Annotated in this window: 14 protein-coding genes and 1 riboswitch; of the genes, 2 read left to right on the top strand and 12 right to left on the bottom strand. The window is 72.1% G+C overall.

What is annotated here, in order from left to right:
- The first annotated feature begins 228 nt into the window (after positions 1–228).
- On the top strand, positions 229–2,091 hold the full coding sequence (locus ACFZB3_RS41530; protein WP_391386596.1) for an AAA family ATPase: 1,863 nt from the start codon (positions 229–231) through the stop codon (positions 2,089–2,091).
- A 195-nt stretch (positions 2,092–2,286) separates the two neighbouring features.
- Here ACFZB3_RS41530 and ACFZB3_RS41525 read toward each other — a convergent pair whose 3' ends face one another.
- The 10 genes from ACFZB3_RS41525 to ACFZB3_RS41480 form a co-directional block, all read right to left on the bottom strand.
- The gene (locus tag ACFZB3_RS41525; protein WP_391386593.1) at positions 2,287–3,375 is read right to left on the bottom strand and encodes a CNNM domain-containing protein; all 1,089 of its coding nucleotides are present in this window, start codon (positions 3,373–3,375) and stop codon (positions 2,287–2,289) included.
- Positions 3,372–4,700: a CNNM domain-containing protein gene (locus tag ACFZB3_RS41520; protein ID WP_391386590.1), complete on the bottom strand. Its 1,329-nt coding sequence runs from the start codon at positions 4,698–4,700 to the stop codon at positions 3,372–3,374. Before ACFZB3_RS41520 ends, ACFZB3_RS41525 begins: the two co-directional genes overlap by 4 nt.
- Before the next feature lie 256 nt (positions 4,701–4,956).
- Complete coding sequence (locus ACFZB3_RS41515; RefSeq protein ID WP_391386587.1) at positions 4,957–5,412, bottom strand: PH domain-containing protein; 456 nt, start codon at positions 5,410–5,412, stop codon at positions 4,957–4,959.
- A gap of 13 nt (positions 5,413–5,425) precedes the next feature.
- Positions 5,426–6,283: an ATP phosphoribosyltransferase gene (hisG, locus tag ACFZB3_RS41510; protein ID WP_391386585.1), complete on the bottom strand. Its 858-nt coding sequence runs from the start codon at positions 6,281–6,283 to the stop codon at positions 5,426–5,428.
- Between the two features lie 44 nt (positions 6,284–6,327).
- Positions 6,328–6,600 (bottom strand): phosphoribosyl-ATP diphosphatase, encoded by a 273-nt coding sequence (locus ACFZB3_RS41505; RefSeq protein ID WP_030946750.1) that lies wholly within the window; start codon positions 6,598–6,600, stop codon positions 6,328–6,330.
- A 34-nt stretch (positions 6,601–6,634) separates the two neighbouring features.
- Positions 6,635–7,120, bottom strand: a complete 486-nt coding sequence (gene ribH / locus ACFZB3_RS41500; protein ID WP_391386583.1) for a 6,7-dimethyl-8-ribityllumazine synthase — start codon at positions 7,118–7,120, stop codon at positions 6,635–6,637.
- A 49-nt stretch (positions 7,121–7,169) separates the two neighbouring features.
- Positions 7,170–8,462 carry a bifunctional 3,4-dihydroxy-2-butanone-4-phosphate synthase/GTP cyclohydrolase II gene (locus tag ACFZB3_RS41495; RefSeq protein ID WP_391386580.1) on the bottom strand — a complete coding sequence of 431 codons (1,293 nt, stop codon included), beginning with the start codon at positions 8,460–8,462 and terminating at the stop codon, positions 7,170–7,172.
- Positions 8,459–9,109, bottom strand: a complete 651-nt coding sequence (gene pnuC / locus ACFZB3_RS41490; protein ID WP_391386578.1) for a nicotinamide riboside transporter PnuC — start codon at positions 9,107–9,109, stop codon at positions 8,459–8,461. Before pnuC ends, ACFZB3_RS41495 begins: the two co-directional genes overlap by 4 nt.
- Entirely contained in the window at positions 9,106–9,726 is a 621-nt protein-coding gene (locus ACFZB3_RS41485) for a riboflavin synthase (RefSeq protein ID WP_391386575.1), read from the bottom strand. The genes pnuC and ACFZB3_RS41485 overlap by 4 nt, the downstream gene beginning before the upstream one ends.
- Positions 9,727–9,882: 156 nt before the next feature.
- Positions 9,883–10,013, bottom strand: a riboswitch (FMN riboswitch).
- A 249-nt stretch (positions 10,014–10,262) separates the two neighbouring features.
- Positions 10,263–11,471 carry an ROK family protein gene (locus ACFZB3_RS41480; protein ID WP_391386572.1) on the bottom strand — a complete coding sequence of 403 codons (1,209 nt, stop codon included), beginning with the start codon at positions 11,469–11,471 and terminating at the stop codon, positions 10,263–10,265.
- 131 nt (positions 11,472–11,602) lie between these two features.
- Between ACFZB3_RS41480 and ACFZB3_RS41475 the strand changes: the two genes are divergently transcribed.
- On the top strand, positions 11,603–12,808 hold the full coding sequence (locus ACFZB3_RS41475) for an MFS transporter (protein ID WP_391386569.1): 1,206 nt from the start codon (positions 11,603–11,605) through the stop codon (positions 12,806–12,808).
- Here ACFZB3_RS41475 and ACFZB3_RS41470 read toward each other — a convergent pair.
- Positions 12,768–13,226 carry a thioesterase family protein gene (locus tag ACFZB3_RS41470; RefSeq protein ID WP_391386566.1) on the bottom strand — a complete coding sequence of 153 codons (459 nt, stop codon included), beginning with the start codon at positions 13,224–13,226 and terminating at the stop codon, positions 12,768–12,770. The two genes, ACFZB3_RS41475 and ACFZB3_RS41470, sit on opposite strands and share 41 nt — an antisense overlap.
- An 86-nt stretch (positions 13,227–13,312) precedes the next feature.
- Positions 13,313–14,572 (bottom strand): alginate lyase family protein, encoded by a 1,260-nt coding sequence (locus ACFZB3_RS41465; RefSeq protein ID WP_391386563.1) that lies wholly within the window; start codon positions 14,570–14,572, stop codon positions 13,313–13,315.
- Positions 14,573–14,584: the final 12 nt, after the last annotated feature.

Here is a 14,584-nt window from a genome sequence, read left to right as displayed (position 1 = left end):
CCTCGGTCACCGATCCGTGTGCGCCCCGTCTGCCCCCACCTCGCCAAACGGCCTGTGCGGCACCCTTCGGCAGGCGGTGGAACCGCAGGTACGATGCCCTCGGTGCGACCTTCGAACGGCTGCTTCGCGCACCTGCAACTCCGGTCCGCGGCACAGCGGTTCGACCAACGGCGGCCATCGGGGGGAGCCCGGGGGCCAACCACGGGGGCACGGTTTGTGGGGGACGTGATGGATTTCGGCACGCAGGGCCCCGAGGCCCCGGCCGACCTCGCCTGGCTGCGAGGCGTGGACGCCTACACGATGGGCGCCTATCCGCAGGCGGAGGAGGAGTTCCGCACCGCGGTGCGGATGGATCCCGGGATGGCCGACGGCTGGCTCGGACTGCACGCGCTGCGCGTCGACACGACGACCGCGCTGCTGCGGATGTTCCGGCACCGGGACCGCTTCGGCGAACAGCGCGGCCGACATCGCCGCACCCTGAACTCCTGGTACTGGCTGGGCTGGTGGGTGCAGCCGGTCCTGGAGAGCCCGCGCGACCTCCTGCTCGCCCACGCCTCGCACTGGCTGGACGGCCGGCACGTCCCGGAACTCGACCGGGCCCTCGCCGGACTGCCGCCGGTGGACGCCGACCCCCAGGTCCGCTTCCTGCACGCCTGCCGTGCCTACCTGGTCAAGGACTGGGAGCAACTGGTACGGCACACCGACCCGCTCCTCGACGACCCCATGCTCGGCATCGAGGCGGGCCTGTTCGGCGGCATGGCCCGGGTCCGCCTCGAAATGTACGGCCAGGCCGAACCGCTGCTCTCCGCCGCGCTGATGCGCTGCCGCAGCGAGCAGCCGCAGCGCAAGGAGCTGCGCTACTGGCTGGCCCGGGCGCACGAGGGCACCGGCCGCAGCGCCGCAGCGCTCCCCCTCTACCGGGCCGTGCACCGCGTCGACCCCGCCTTCATGGACACCTCCGCACGGCTGGCCGCGATAGCCGAGGGCGACGGGTACGAGGACACGGCCGACTTCGCGTCGATCACCCTCACCGGCGCCGGGCAGGACGTCGTGGACGGGCCGGACATGCTCGACCCGCTCTTCGGCACCGAGGGCCGCGACCTGCGGCTCGGCGACCCGGAGCCGCCGGCCGGGGCGATGCCGTCGGTGATCGACCCGGCGGTGCGCGAGAAGGCCGTGCCCTCGCCTCCGCTGCCGGCCGGGCCGACCGACCCCGCGTTACTTGAGGAGGCGCTCGCCGAACTGGAGCGCATGGTCGGGCTCGAACCCGTGAAACGGCAGGTCAAGGCGCTGTCCGCGCAGTTGAACATGGCCCGGTTGCGGGCCGGGCAGGGGCTGCCGGTGCAGCCGCCGAAACGCCACTTCGTCTTCTCCGGACCGTCCGGCACCGGGAAGACCACCGTCGCCCGCATCCTCGGCCGGGTCTTCTACGCGCTGGGCCTGCTCGGCGGCGACCACCTCGTCGAGGCGCAGCGGGCCGACCTGGTCGGCGAGTACCTCGGCCAGACCGCCGTGAAGGCGAACGAACTGATCGACTCCGCGATCGGCGGCGTGCTCTTCGTCGACGAGGCCTACTCCCTCTCCAACTCCGGTTACGGCAAGGGGGACGCGTACGGCGACGAGGCGCTGCAGGTGCTGCTGAAGCGGGCCGAGGACAACCGCGACCACCTCGTGGTGATCCTCGCCGGCTACCCCGAGGGCATGGACCGCCTGCTGGCCGTGAACCCCGGGCTGTCCTCCCGCTTCACGACGCGCGTGGACTTTCCCTCCTACCGCCCCCTGGAACTGACCTCCATCGGCGAGGTGCTGGCCGCCGAGAACGGGGACGCGTGGGACGAGGAGGCGCTGGAGGAGCTGCGGTCGATCGCCGGGCACGTGGTCGACCAGGGGTGGATCGACGAGCTGGGCAACGGGCGGTTCCTGCGGACGCTGTACGAGAAGAGCTGTGCGTACCGGGATCTGCGGTTGTCGGCGTATCCGGGGGTGCTGTCGCGGGACGACCTGGCGACGCTGCGGTTGCCGGACCTGATGCAGGCGTACGGGGAGGTGCTGTCGGGACGGGGGCCGCAGGATCCGGCGGCCGGGATGTAGGTGCAGGTGGGGCGGGGGCGGGGGGTGTCGCTTACCGGCGCTGGCAGGGTGTCTCCCCCAGCCTTCGGCCGGGGGGACCCCCAGCGCCCACCCGTGCCGCCCTGCGGCACGCCTGCCCGCAGCTATGTCTTTGGCTTTTAGGGGCGCGGGGAACTGCGCGGCCAGCCCCCACCGGCCCGCAGCTCCCCCACCACCTCAGCCCGCCATGATCTCCTCCGGCTCGCCGCTGGAACGAGGCTCCGGCGTCCTCGGCGGTGCCGGCTGTTCCCGGTGCGCCGGGTCCGTCACCTCGCCGACCAGTAGCTCAAGGACGTCTTCCAGGGCCGCCAGGCCGAGAACCCGGCCGTTCGCGTCGGCCACCTGGGCGAGGTGGGTCGCCGCCCGGCGCATCACGGTCAGCGCGTCGTCGAGGGGCAGCTCGGCCCGCAGTGTCGTCATCGGGCGCCATATCTGCTGCGGCACCGCACGGTCGGAGTCCTCCAGGTCGAGGACGTCCTTCACGTGCACGTAGCCCATGAAGGCGCCGGACTCGGCCGCGACCGGGAAGCGGGAGTAGCCGGTGCGGGCGGTGAGCTCGACGATCTGGCCCGGGGTGACCGACGGCGGGACCGTGATCAGGGACTCACGGCGCAGGAGCACGTCCGTCACCGGGCGGGAGCCCAGTTCCAGCGCGTCCTCCAGCCGCTCCTGCTCCTCGGGGTCGAGGAGGCCCGCCTGGCCGGAGTCCTCCAGGAGCCGGTTGAGCTGCTCGCTGGTGACGACGGCCTCGACCTCGTCCTTCGGTTCGACCCGGAACAGCTTGAGGATGCCCTGGGCGCAGGCGCCGAGGGCGACGGTGATCGGCCGGCACACCCGGGCGAAGGCGACCAGGCCGGGGCTCAGCCACAGCGCGGCCTTCTCCGGCGCCGCCATCGCGAGATTCTTCGGCACCATCTCGCCGATGACCAGGTGGAAGAAGACCACTCCGGCCAGCGCGATCACGTAGCCGAGGGGGTGGATCACGCCGTCGGGCAGATGCACCGCCTCGAACAGCGGTTCCAGCAGGTGGGCCACCGTCGGTTCGGCCACCGCGCCCAGCGTCAGCGAGCAGACGGTGATGCCGAACTGGGCGGCGGCCATCATCTGCGGGAGGCGCTCCAGGCCGTAGAGGACCTGGCGGGCCCGGGCGGTGCCCAGGGGTTCGATCTGGCTGCGGCGGACGGAGACGAGGGCGAACTCGGCGCCCACGAAGAAGCCGTTGGCCAGGACCAGCAGCGCGGCGAAGACCAGTTGGAGGACGCTCATCGGGCGGCCTCCGCGACGGCGGGGGCGGTGCGGACCAGGCGGACCCGTTCCGCCCGGTAGTGGCCGACCCGGCGGACGGACAGCCGCCAGCCGGGCAGCTCGGCGCGGTCGCCGGGCGCCGGGATCCGGCCGAGCAGGTCGGCGACCAGTCCCGCGACCGTCTCGTAGGGGCCCTCGGGCACGTCGAGGCCTATCCGCTGGAGGATGTCGACGCGGACACTGCCGTCGACGTCCCAGGCGGGCTTGCCGTCCTGGGCCGGGGCGGCGGCGAGTTCCGGTGCGTCCGGGCTGTCGTGCTCGTCGCGGACCTCGCCGACGAGTTCCTCGACGATGTCCTCCAGGGTGACCACGCCCGCCGTGCCGCCGTACTCGTCGACGACGACCGCGATGGGCTGCTCGGAGCGCAGCCGGGCGAGGAGGGGCTGGACCGGGAGGGTCTCGGGGACCAGCAGGGCCTTGCGGGCGATGCGGCCGACCGGGGTGCGCAGCCGGTCGTGGACCGAGACGGCCAGCGCGTCCTTGAGGTGGGCCATGCCGACGATCTCGTCGATCTTCTCCCGGTAGACGGGGAAGCGGGACAGTCCGGTGGCCCGGGTGAGGTTGACGACGTCCTCGGCGGTCGCCGTGTCCTGGAGGGCGCTGACCTTCACCCGGGGGGTCATGACGTGCTGGGCGGTCAGCTCGCCCAGCGACAGGGTGCGGACGAACAGGTCGGCCGTGTCCTGCTCCAGGGCGCCGGCCTGGGCGGAGTGCCGGGCCAGCGAGACCAGCTCGCCGGGGGTGCGGGCGGAGGCCAGTTCCTCGGCGGGTTCGACGCCGAGGGCGCGGACCAGCCGGTTGGCGACCGTGTTCAGCGCGGCGATGACCGGCCGGAACAGGCGGGAGAAGCGGGCCTGCGGGCCGGCCACGACTCGCGCGACCTGGAGGGGCTTGGAGACCGCCCAGTTCTTGGGTACGAGTTCGCCGATCACCATCTGGATCGCCGAGGCGAGCAGCATGCCCACCACGACGGCGATGCCGGAGACCGCGCCGTCGGGCAGACCGATCGCGGCGAGCGGCCCGCGCAGCAGCGCGGCCAGCGCCGGTTCGGCGAGCATGCCGACGACCAGGGAGGTGATGGTGATACCGAGCTGGGTGCCGGAGAGCTGGAAGGAGAGCTCCTTCAGCGACTCGACGACCGTACGGGCGCGTTTGTCGCCGTCGGCGGCGGCCTTCTCGGCCTCCGGCCGCTCCACGGTGACCAGGCCGAACTCGGCGGCCACGAAGAAACCGTTGGCGAGGATGAGCAGGAACGCGGCTGCCAGGAGCAGCAGGGGGGTGGTCATGATGCCGCCGCCTCCGAAGCCTCGCGGACTGCGGGAAGGCGGTCCACGGTATGTCGGGAGGGGGCGGCGCAGGTACTACAGGACGATCCGTCCATCGCCGGAGAGGGTCACTCCTCGGGTAGCAGGAACCCCTGTGCGCGGGGCGCGCGACAGGGGCGGAGGCAGGACGTGAAAAGCCTCCGCCAACAGATTAATCAAGACATGGGCCGGTGCGGCAGGGGCGACGGCCCGGAGAGGTCCCCGAAGTTGCGTGATTTCAGCCCTGATGCTGCTCGGGGTCGCGGACCGCGCGGGCCTCGACGAGGGCCCGCAGGGCCGTGGCGTCGGCGATGGCGCGCTGCTTGGCGATGCCCGGCTGGATGCCGAGCGCGGGCAGGCTGGTGCCGTCGCTGAGGTTGAGGAACACCCACGGGTCACCCGGGCGGAGGTTCACCTGGACGATCTCCGCCCACTCCAGGTGCCGTTTGCCGGCGATGTTGACGACGGTGACCCCGGACTCGTCGGCGACCACCTTCACCCGGGCCAGCTGGGCCAGCACCCAGAAGACCAGCGCGCCGGTGAGGACGAAGCTGAGCTTCTCCCCCGGGCCGAGCTGCTCCAGGAGCAGTGCGACCCCGGAGATGGTGGCGAAGATCGCGACACCGGCGGTGAGCAGGATCACGCGGGTGAGGCCCGGCCGGAAGGTGACGGGCAGCGAAGGAAGCTCGGACATCTCGCGCGGGGCCTCAGAGGCGGCAGGCGTGGATGGCCGTGGTCAGGATGGCGCGGGCGCCGATGTCGTACAGGTCGTCCATGATCCGCTGGGCGTCCTTGGTGGGGACCATGGCGCGGACGGCGACCCAGCCCTCGTTGTGCAGCGGGGAGACGGTCGGCGACTCCAGGCCGGGGGTGAGGGCGACGGCCTTCTCCAGCTGCTCGACGCGGCAGTCGTAGTCCATCATCACGTAGGTCCGGGCGACCAGGACGCCCTGGAGGCGGCGCAGGAACTGCTGGACCTTCGTCTCGGCAGCGTCCTCGGCGTCGGCGCCGGTGCGCCGGACCACGATCGCCTCGGACTTCATGATCGGCTCGCCGAAGACCTCCAGGCCGGCGTTGCGCAGGCTGGTGCCGGTCTCGACGACGTCGGCGATGACCTCGGCGACGCCCAGCTCGATGGCGGTCTCGACGGCGCCGTCCAGGTGGACGACGGAGGCGTCGACGCCGTTGTCGGCGAGGTGCTTGGCCACGATGCCCTCGTAGGAGGTGGCGACCGTCTTGCCCTTCAGGTCCGCCAGGCCGGTCGCCTCGCCGGGCTTGGAGGCGAAGCGGAAGGTGGAGCGGGCGAAGCCGAGCGGCAGGATCTCCTCGGCGTTGGCGCCGGAGTCGACGAGCAGGTCACGCCCGGTGATGCCGATGTCGAGGCGGCCGGAGGAGACGTAGATCGCGATGTCGCGGGGCCGGAGGTAGAAGAACTCGACGTCGTTGACCGGGTCGACGATGCGGAGTTCCTTGGACTCCCGGCGCTGCCGGTAGCCGGCCTCATGCAGCATGTCCGCCGCAGGTCCTGACAGGGAACCCTTGTTGGGGACGGCGATGCGCAGCATGAGGTCGGCTTCCTTTGCTCTGGTGAGGTTGTGCGGCGGGTGACTTACAGGTGGGCGTAGACGTCGTCCAGCGAGATGCCGCGGGCGACCATCATCACCTGGACGTGGTAGAGCAGCTGCGAGATCTCCTCGGCGGCCGCTTCCTTGCCCTCGTACTCGGCGGCCATCCAGACCTCGGCGGCCTCCTCGACGACCTTCTTGCCGATGGCATGGACGCCCTTGCCGACCAGCTCGGCGGTGCGGGAGGTGGCGGGGTCGCCGTGGGCGGCCTTGTGCTGGAGCTCGGTGAAGAGCTCCTCGAAAGTCTTGTTGGACATGGTGAGCGCCAGACTACGCCAATTGCCGCGTCGCTCAGTGCCAGGGTTCAGATACTGAGCGGAGGGTGGCCGCCGTGGCGACCGCCGCCGTCACCGCCTCGTGGCCCTTGTCCTCGTTGGAGCCCTCAAGGCCCGCCCGGTCCAGGGCCGACTCCTCGTCGTCGCAGGTGAGCACGCCGAAGCCGACCGGGACGCCGGTCTCGACGGAGACCTGGGTGAGGCCCTGGGTGACGCCCTGGCACACGTACTCGAAGTGCGGGGTGCCGCCGCGGATGACGACGCCGAGGGCGACGATCGCGTCGTAGCCGCGCCCGGCGAGGACCTTGGCGGTGACCGGGAGCTCCCAGCTGCCGGGGACCCGGAGCAGGGTCGGCTCGTCGATCCCCAGGTCGCGCAGGGCGCGCAGGGCGCCGTCCACCAGTCCGTCCATCACCTTCTCGTGCCACTGGGACGCGATGACCGCGACCCGCAGGTCGCTGACATTGCGTACGGACAGTTCAGGTGCACCCTTGCCGCTCACGTCTCTCCTCAGTGCTGTTTCTGTGATGGTGGCCGGAACCGGCCACGGTCTACTGGTTGGCGCAGGTGGACATCGCGGGAGGCGTGTCCAGCCAGGGCAGGTCGTGGCCCATCCGGTCCCGCTTGGTGCGCAGGTACCGGAGGTTGTGCTCGCCCGCCTGTACGGGCATCGGCTCGCGGCCGCTGATCTTGAGCCCGTGGTTCAGCAGCGCGTCGCTCTTGTCGGGGTTGTTGGTCATCAGGCGGACGCTGTGCACGCCGAGGTCGGCCAGGATCTCGGCGCCGGCGCCGTAGTCGCGGGCGTCGGCGGGCAGGCCGAGTTCGAGGTTGGCGTCGAGGGTGTCGCGGCCGCGCTCCTGGAGTTCGTACGCGCGCAGCTTGGAGAGCAGGCCGATGCCGCGCCCCTCGTGACCGCGCAGGTAGACCACGATGCCCCGGCCCTCGTCCTGGATGCGGTCCAGGGCGGCGTCGAGCTGCGGGCCGCAGTCGCAGCGGGCGGAGCCGAAGACGTCCCCGGTGAGGCACTCGGAGTGGACGCGGACCAGGACGTCCTCGCCGTCGCCGATCTCGCCGTGGACGAGGGCGACGTGCTCGACGCCGTCCGTGGTGGAGCGGTAGCCGTAGGCGGTGAACGTGCCGTGCTCGGTGGGCAGGTTGACCTCGGCCTCGCGGCGCACGGTGGGTTCGGCGGCCCGGCGGTGGGCGACCAGGTCCGCGATGGAGATGATGGTCAGGCCGTGCTTGCGGGCGAACGGGATCAGCTCCGGGAGGCGGAGCATCCGGCCGTCCTCGCCGGCGATCTCCACGATGGCGCCGGCCGGGCGCAGGCCCGCGAGGCGGGCGAGGTCGACGGCGGCCTCGGTGTGGCCGTTGCGGACCAGGACGCCGCCGGGGCGGGCGCGCAGCGGGAAGACGTGGCCGGGGCGGACGAAGTCCGTCGGCTCGGCCTCGCCGCTCGCCAGCAGCCGGAGCGTGGTGGCGCGGTCGGCGGCCGAGATGCCGGTGGTGACGCCGTGCGCGGCGGAGGCGTCCACGGAGACGGTGAACGCGGTCTTCATCGACTCGGTGTTGTCGCCGACCATCTGCGGCAGGTCGAGCCGGTCCAGTTCCTCGCCCTCCATGGGGACGCAGATCAGGCCACGGCACTCGCTCATCATGAAGGCGACGATCTCGGGGGTGATCTTCTCGGCGGCGATGACGAGGTCGCCCTCGTTCTCGCGGTCCTCGTCGTCGACGACCACGATCGGGCGGCCGGCCGCGATGTCGGCGATGGCCTGCTCGACCCGGTCGAGCGCGAGGTCCTCGACGCCTTCGGTGCTGTACAGGATCGGTGCCGCGGTCATGCGGGTGCTCCTTCCAGAGCGGGCCGCGTGCCCTGGCGGGAGCGCAGCCACCAGTCGCGCAGGCCCCACAGGACGAGCGCGCCGTAGATGACGTAGACGAAGCCGGAGAAGGCGTAGCCGTTGGTGAAGTTGAGGGGGACGCCGACCGCGTCGACCAGGAGCCAGGCGATCCAGAACTCGACCATGCCGCGCGCCTGGGCGTACATGGCGACGACGGTGCCGACGAAGATGTACGCGTCCGGCCAGGGGTCCCAGGACAGGGACGGGTAGGCCTTGAAGAGCAGGGCGACGGCGACCGTGCCGACGGCCGCGGCGGCGACCATCGCGCCGCGCTCCCGCCAGGTGGCGAAGCGCGGGACGATGTGGCCGTCACCGCCGTCCTCGGTCCGGCCCTTGTCGCGGTTCCACTGCCACCAGCCGTACAGGGCCACCGTCATGACGACGACCTGCTTGCCGGCGCTGCCGGCGAGGTGGCCGTAGAAGGCGGTGAACAGGACCAGGCCGGAGAGGAACTGCACCGGCCAGGTGAGCAGCGAGCGGCGCCAGCCGAGGGCGAGGGTGATCAGGCCGAGGATGTTGCCGACCATGTCGGACCAGATGATGTGCTGGCCGAGGAGGGTGAAGGCCTCGGAGTTCAGCCAGTTCACCGGTCCGCTCCCGGCGTGTTCGCAGGCTGCGTGTTCGCGAGCAGGCGCTCCACGTACTTGGCGACGACGTCGACCTCCAGGTTGACCGGGTCGCCGGGCTGCTTGTGGCCGAGGGTGGTGAGGTCGAGGGTGGTGGGGATCAGGCTGACCGTGAAGTAGTCGGAGCCGGCCTCGACGACGGTGAGGCTGATGCCGTCGACCGTGATCGAGCCCTTCTCGACGACGTAGCGGGCGAGGTCGGCCGGGAGGGAGACCTTGACGATCTCCCAGTGCTCGGAGGGCGTGCGGGCCAAAACCTGGCCGGTGCCGTCGACATGGCCCTGCACGATGTGGCCGCCGAGGCGGGAGCCGACCGCGGTGGGGCGTTCGAGGTTGACGCGGGAGCCGACGTCCAGGGCGCCGAGGGAGGAACGCTTGAGGGTCTCCGCCATGACGTCGGCGGTGAACTCGTCGCCCTCGTGCTCCACGACGGTCAGACAGACGCCGTTCACGGCGATGGAGTCGCCGTGCTGTGCGCCCTCGGTCACTACGGGGCCACGGAGCCGGAAACGGGACGCGTCGCCGAGATTCTCGACGGCGGTGACCTCACCCAGCTCTTCGACGATTCCGGTGAACACTTCCCGGGTCCTCCTGCCTCAACGGGGCACGGACTCCGGGGCCTGTCGACGGACGACAGAATGAACGGACGATCACACCGAGGGCGACGCCGAAAAGGCCCCGTCCGTCACGGACGAGACCAGATACGGCGGCGCGCACACGTACATGCTCGCCCGCCGCGCACTGCCTCCCATCCGGACTTTAACCGTCGGTCCAGGAATTTCACCTGGTCAACCGGCCGCTGGAAGCGGACGGGTCGCGGACTGTAACCGCCGGTTCGGACTTTCACCGACCCCGGAGTGCGCTGCTTCTGGTACACGGCCAGTGTGCCACGCCCGATCGCGGTCCATGCAGGGCAGCCGTGTGGGGTGCCTCACAGGTCGTGCCGCTGGACTTCCCGGACGGACCGTTGTGTGCCCAACTGGCGCCCGGACCAGGACTCTTAACTCTGATTCACGCCTATTGACCCCACTGGTCTAGTCCTTTTAGGGTTCGGACGGACCCGGTGGCGGTGACGACGGCCCTTGCCCGTCGCCGGGCCCGTCCAGCACGGGCGTCAGCGGTCCGGCGCCGCGAAGAGTTCGTCCTGGGCGCGCTCGCGGGCGGTGAGCAGCGCTCCGCGCAGGACGGCCGCGCCGCCCAGGGTGCCGGCGCGCACCTCGGTGGCCAGTGGGGACATGCGGCGGAGCCGCGCCTCGACGCGCGTGGCGAGCGCGGCGCCGCCGGCGGGGCCGATCTCGCCGCCGAGCACCACGCAGCCGGGGTCCAGGACGGCGACGACGGCGGCGACGCCGATGGCGATGCGGTCGGCGAGGGCGTCGAGGAAACGGGCGGCGCGCTCCGCGGGGGGTGCCGGGTTCGGCCGGGGGTCGAGCGCGGCCTCGGCCACCAGGCTCGCGGCGGTCGAACCGACCGGCACCGTCCCGCACTCCCGCGCCAGTTCCACGATCGCCGCGGCCCCCACCAGTGAGTGGTAGCCCCCGGAGCAGTCCGTCGCCGTCGGCAGTCCCGTCGTGCCGGGCACCGGCAGGAAGCCGATCTCGCCGGTGCCGCCGGAGGCGCCCCGGCGCAGGGTGCCGTCCAGGACGACGGCGGCGCCGCAGCCGTCGCCCAGCCAGAGCAGGACGAAGGTGTCGCGGTCCCTGGCGGCGCCCTCCCGCTGTTCGGCGAGGGCGGCCAGGTTGGTCTCGTTCTCGACGCCGACCCGGGCCTGCGGGAACCGCTCCTGGAGGGCGGCGACCAGTCGGCGGTGCCAGGCGGGCAGGCCGGCCGAGTCGCGTAGCTCGCCGGTGGCCGGATCGACGAGCCCGGGCGCCCCGATGCCCACGGTGTGCAGTTGCCCCCCGTCCCCGGACGCCCCCGCCTCCTTGGCCGCGCGCTCCACCAGCTCCACCGCCTGCTCGACGGCCGCCGCCTCCCCCTCCTCCGGGGCGACCGGTACCGACCCTTCCGCCAGCACCCGCCCCACCAGGTCGGAGACCAGCACCGAGACGCTCTCGGTGCGCACGTCGAGGGCGGCCAGGTACGCCCGGTCGGCGACGATGCCGTACAGCCGGGCGTTCGGCCCCCGGCGCTGCTCGCCCGACTCGCCGACCACCGCGATCAGGCCGGACGCGGTGAGCCGTTCGACGAGGTCGGCGACGGTCGGCCGGGACAGTCCGGTCAGCTGCTTCAACTGCCCTGCCGTCAGCGGGCCTTCCTGCTGGAGCAGGCTCAGCGCGAGCCGGTCGTTGATGGCCCGGGCGGTGCTCGGTGATGCGGGCATGGCGGGCATCCTCCCAGATCCGTATGGCCCAGGACGGCCACATGACTCTCTATCTATCAGGCAGGGTCCCTGATAGTTTACGGCGGACAGCGGGGCGGCACCCACCGGGGAGGGGCAGGACCATGAAAGACATGGCTCACGGGCAGCACGGGGTGAAGCGCGCGCGGTACGCCGTCGCGGCCGTGTTCACCGTGCACGGTGCCGTCACCGGCTCGTTCGCGACCCGGGTGCCCTGGGTCCAGGACCATGCCTCGCTGAGCGCCGGGCAGTTGGGCTTCGCGCTCGCGTTCACGGCGTTCGGCGCCTCCTGTTCGATGCCGCTGGCCGGCCGGATCAGCCACCGCTTCGGCAGCCGCACGGCGCTGCGCGGACTGATCGCGATGTGGACGCTGTCGCTGATCCTGCCGTCGCTCGCCACCAACCTGTACCTGCTGTGTCTGGCGATGTTCGTGTACGGCGCGAGCGCCGGCATGGCGGACGTGGTGATGAACGCGCTCGGCGTGGAGATCGAGCGGGTGCTCGACAGGTCGATCATGTCCGGGCTGCACGGCATGTGGAGCGCGGGCACCCTGATCGGCTCGGCCGCGGGCACCCTCGCCGCACATCTGGGCACGGACGCGCGCGTGCACTTCGCCCTGGCCTCGGCCGTTCTCACCGTGCTCGGCGTGCTGGCGGCCGGCTTCGTCCTGGACGTCAGGCCCGGCGCGGACGAGGAGCCGCCGCCGCGGTTCACGCTGCCGCCCCGGTCGGCGCTGCTCATCGGCACGGTGGGCTTCTGCGCGGTGTTCGCGGAGGGGGCGAGCCTGGACTGGTCGGCGGTGTTCCTGCGGGACCGGATGGACGGTTCGGCCGGGCTCGCGGCGGCCACCACCACCGGGTTCATGCTGGCCATGGCGGTGGCCCGGATCAGCGGGGACGCGGTGGTGAACCGCTTCGGCGCGGTCCGCACCGTGCGCGCCGGGGGCGTGCTGGCCGCGTGCGGCGGGCTCCTGGTGGTCCTCGCCGGGCAGCCGGCGGTGGCGATGACCGGGTTCGCGCTGATGGGCCTCGGCATCGCGGTCGTCGTACCGCTGTGCTTCGCGGCGGCCGGGCACGCCGGGCCGAACCCGAGTCAGGCGATCGCGGGCGTGGCGACGATCACCTACACCTCGGGCCTGATCGCGCCCAGCCTGATCGGCGGAATCGCCCAGGCGACCAGTCTGGTGGTCTCGTTCTGCGTGGTCACGGTCCTGGCGCTGGGCCTGGTGGCGTTCGCCGGCGTGCTGCGCGCCGGGACGCGGGGCGGTCGGTCGGAGGTCAGCCCCGAGACCGCAGCAGTTCCCGGCCCACGGCCCTGAACGCCTCGCTCCACGGCGCGGGGCGCAGGGTGGCCGCGTCCAGCCGGACGAGCACCCGGGTGCCCCGCGCGTAGGTGGTCGCGCCGTCCGGCGAGCAGAAGCGGAAGCCGTAGGTCAGTCCGGTGCTGCCGAGCCGCTCCAGCCAGAGGTGGACGGCGTAGGTGCCCGACCTGGTGACCGGCGCCTCGTAGCTGATCAGCAGCTCCTTGACCACGTTGCAGGCGTCCCCGGCGGCGGCCCAGTCGCCGTCGAAGCGGATGCCGTGCTCCTGCCACAGCTCGGTCCAGGCGCGCTCGACCAGCAGCGGGTAGCGGGCGTTGTGCAGCATCCCGAGCGCGTCGAGGTCGTCGAAGTGGACGCTGACCGGCAGCAGCCGGCCGTGGGAGAGGGCGGGGGCGGACAGGGCTTCGGCGGTCACGGGTGGGGCTCCTGAGCACTGGACGAAGCGGTGGGGACACTCCATCCTAAGCGGACGCTCAGGAGCCCCGGTCTGGGAGGCGCCGGTCAGCCCGCGATCGAGTCCAGCTGCTCGGCGGCCGGCCGCAGCGCCCAGAGGTCGCCGCCGGGCGGTGTCTCCAGCCGCCGTACCGCCTGCTGGGCCGCCTTGTCGCCGGCGTCGGCCGCCGCGTGGACGACGTCGCTCGCCGCGTAGCGGTGGAACTCCAGCTCCGGGTACGGCCAGGCGGCCGCCCCGGTCGCGGCCGGCAGCAGGTAGTCCACGGCCTTGAACAGGCTCTGCCCGTCCGGCCCCCGGTAGCTCCAGAGGTTCACGCCGACGTGCCGTCCGATGGCCGCGAGCCGGGTGTAGGCGACCAGGTCGAAGGTCGAGTAGTGCCAGCTCCTGGTGCGGGCCAGTTCCTGCGGCTGGCTGCCGTCCCCGGCGACCTGCGGGTCTATCCGCTTCGCCCGCGCGTCCAGCACGGTCTGCCTGGCCAGCGCCTTGTCGCCGGTCGCGTAGGCGAGGGCGGCGAGCTGCATGTCGTAGAACGTGCCGTGGTTGTTGGCGGCGGCCCCCTCCTCCTTGCCGAAGGCGCTGTTCTTCAGCCAGCCGAGGAAGTCGGTGTTCCAGCTCCGCATTCCCGCCCGGTCGCCGGCGCTCCAGCCGGGGGCCCCGGTGCCGAGGATCGCCAGGGCGTCGACCACGCTCGTGTACGACTGGGAGAAGTCGATGATCCCGATGGACCGGCCGTCGTACTTGCACGGGATGAACTGGGCGTGGTTCAGGTTCGGGTTCATCCGGGTCGCCGGGTCGAGGAACCAGGTGCGCAGGACCTGCCCTGCCTTCTCGGCGTACTCCCGCTTGCCGGTGTAGTACCAGGCCAGGGAGAGGTCGTACGTCGAGTCGAAGACCTTCTCGACGTCCTGGCGGTCGGTGCCGCTGTCGACCTCGGGATTGCGCTGGCCGTCGCGCTGGACGTAGGGGCAGCCCCAGGGGTTGTCGGCGGTGGGCGTGGTGGTGGGCCACCAGTAGGGGGCCTGGCTGAGGTAGTCGTGGACGTCGCCGCCCGGGGCGGGCTTGGGCTTGTCGACGACGGTCCAGGGGCCCTGGTCCAGCCAGGCGTCGGCGCGGGTGGTCAGGTCGCGCAGCGCGCGCCGCAACTGCGGGTCGCCGTCGCGCAGTTCGGCCCTGGTGTGCTGGAGCCGGGCGCCGTCGAGGACGGCGGTGTCCGGGGCCTTGGCCGCGGCGTGGGCGGAGGGGACGAGGACCGCCCCGAACGCCACCAGGGCCGTCAGCAGAACGGCCGCGCGGGATCTTCCACTCATCGAGTACTCCGA

This window comes from Streptomyces sp. NPDC008092 (assembly GCF_042957285.1).
GTDB lineage: Bacteria > Actinomycetota > Actinomycetes > Streptomycetales > Streptomycetaceae > Streptomyces.
This window is presented reverse-complemented; position numbering and strand designations above follow the sequence as displayed.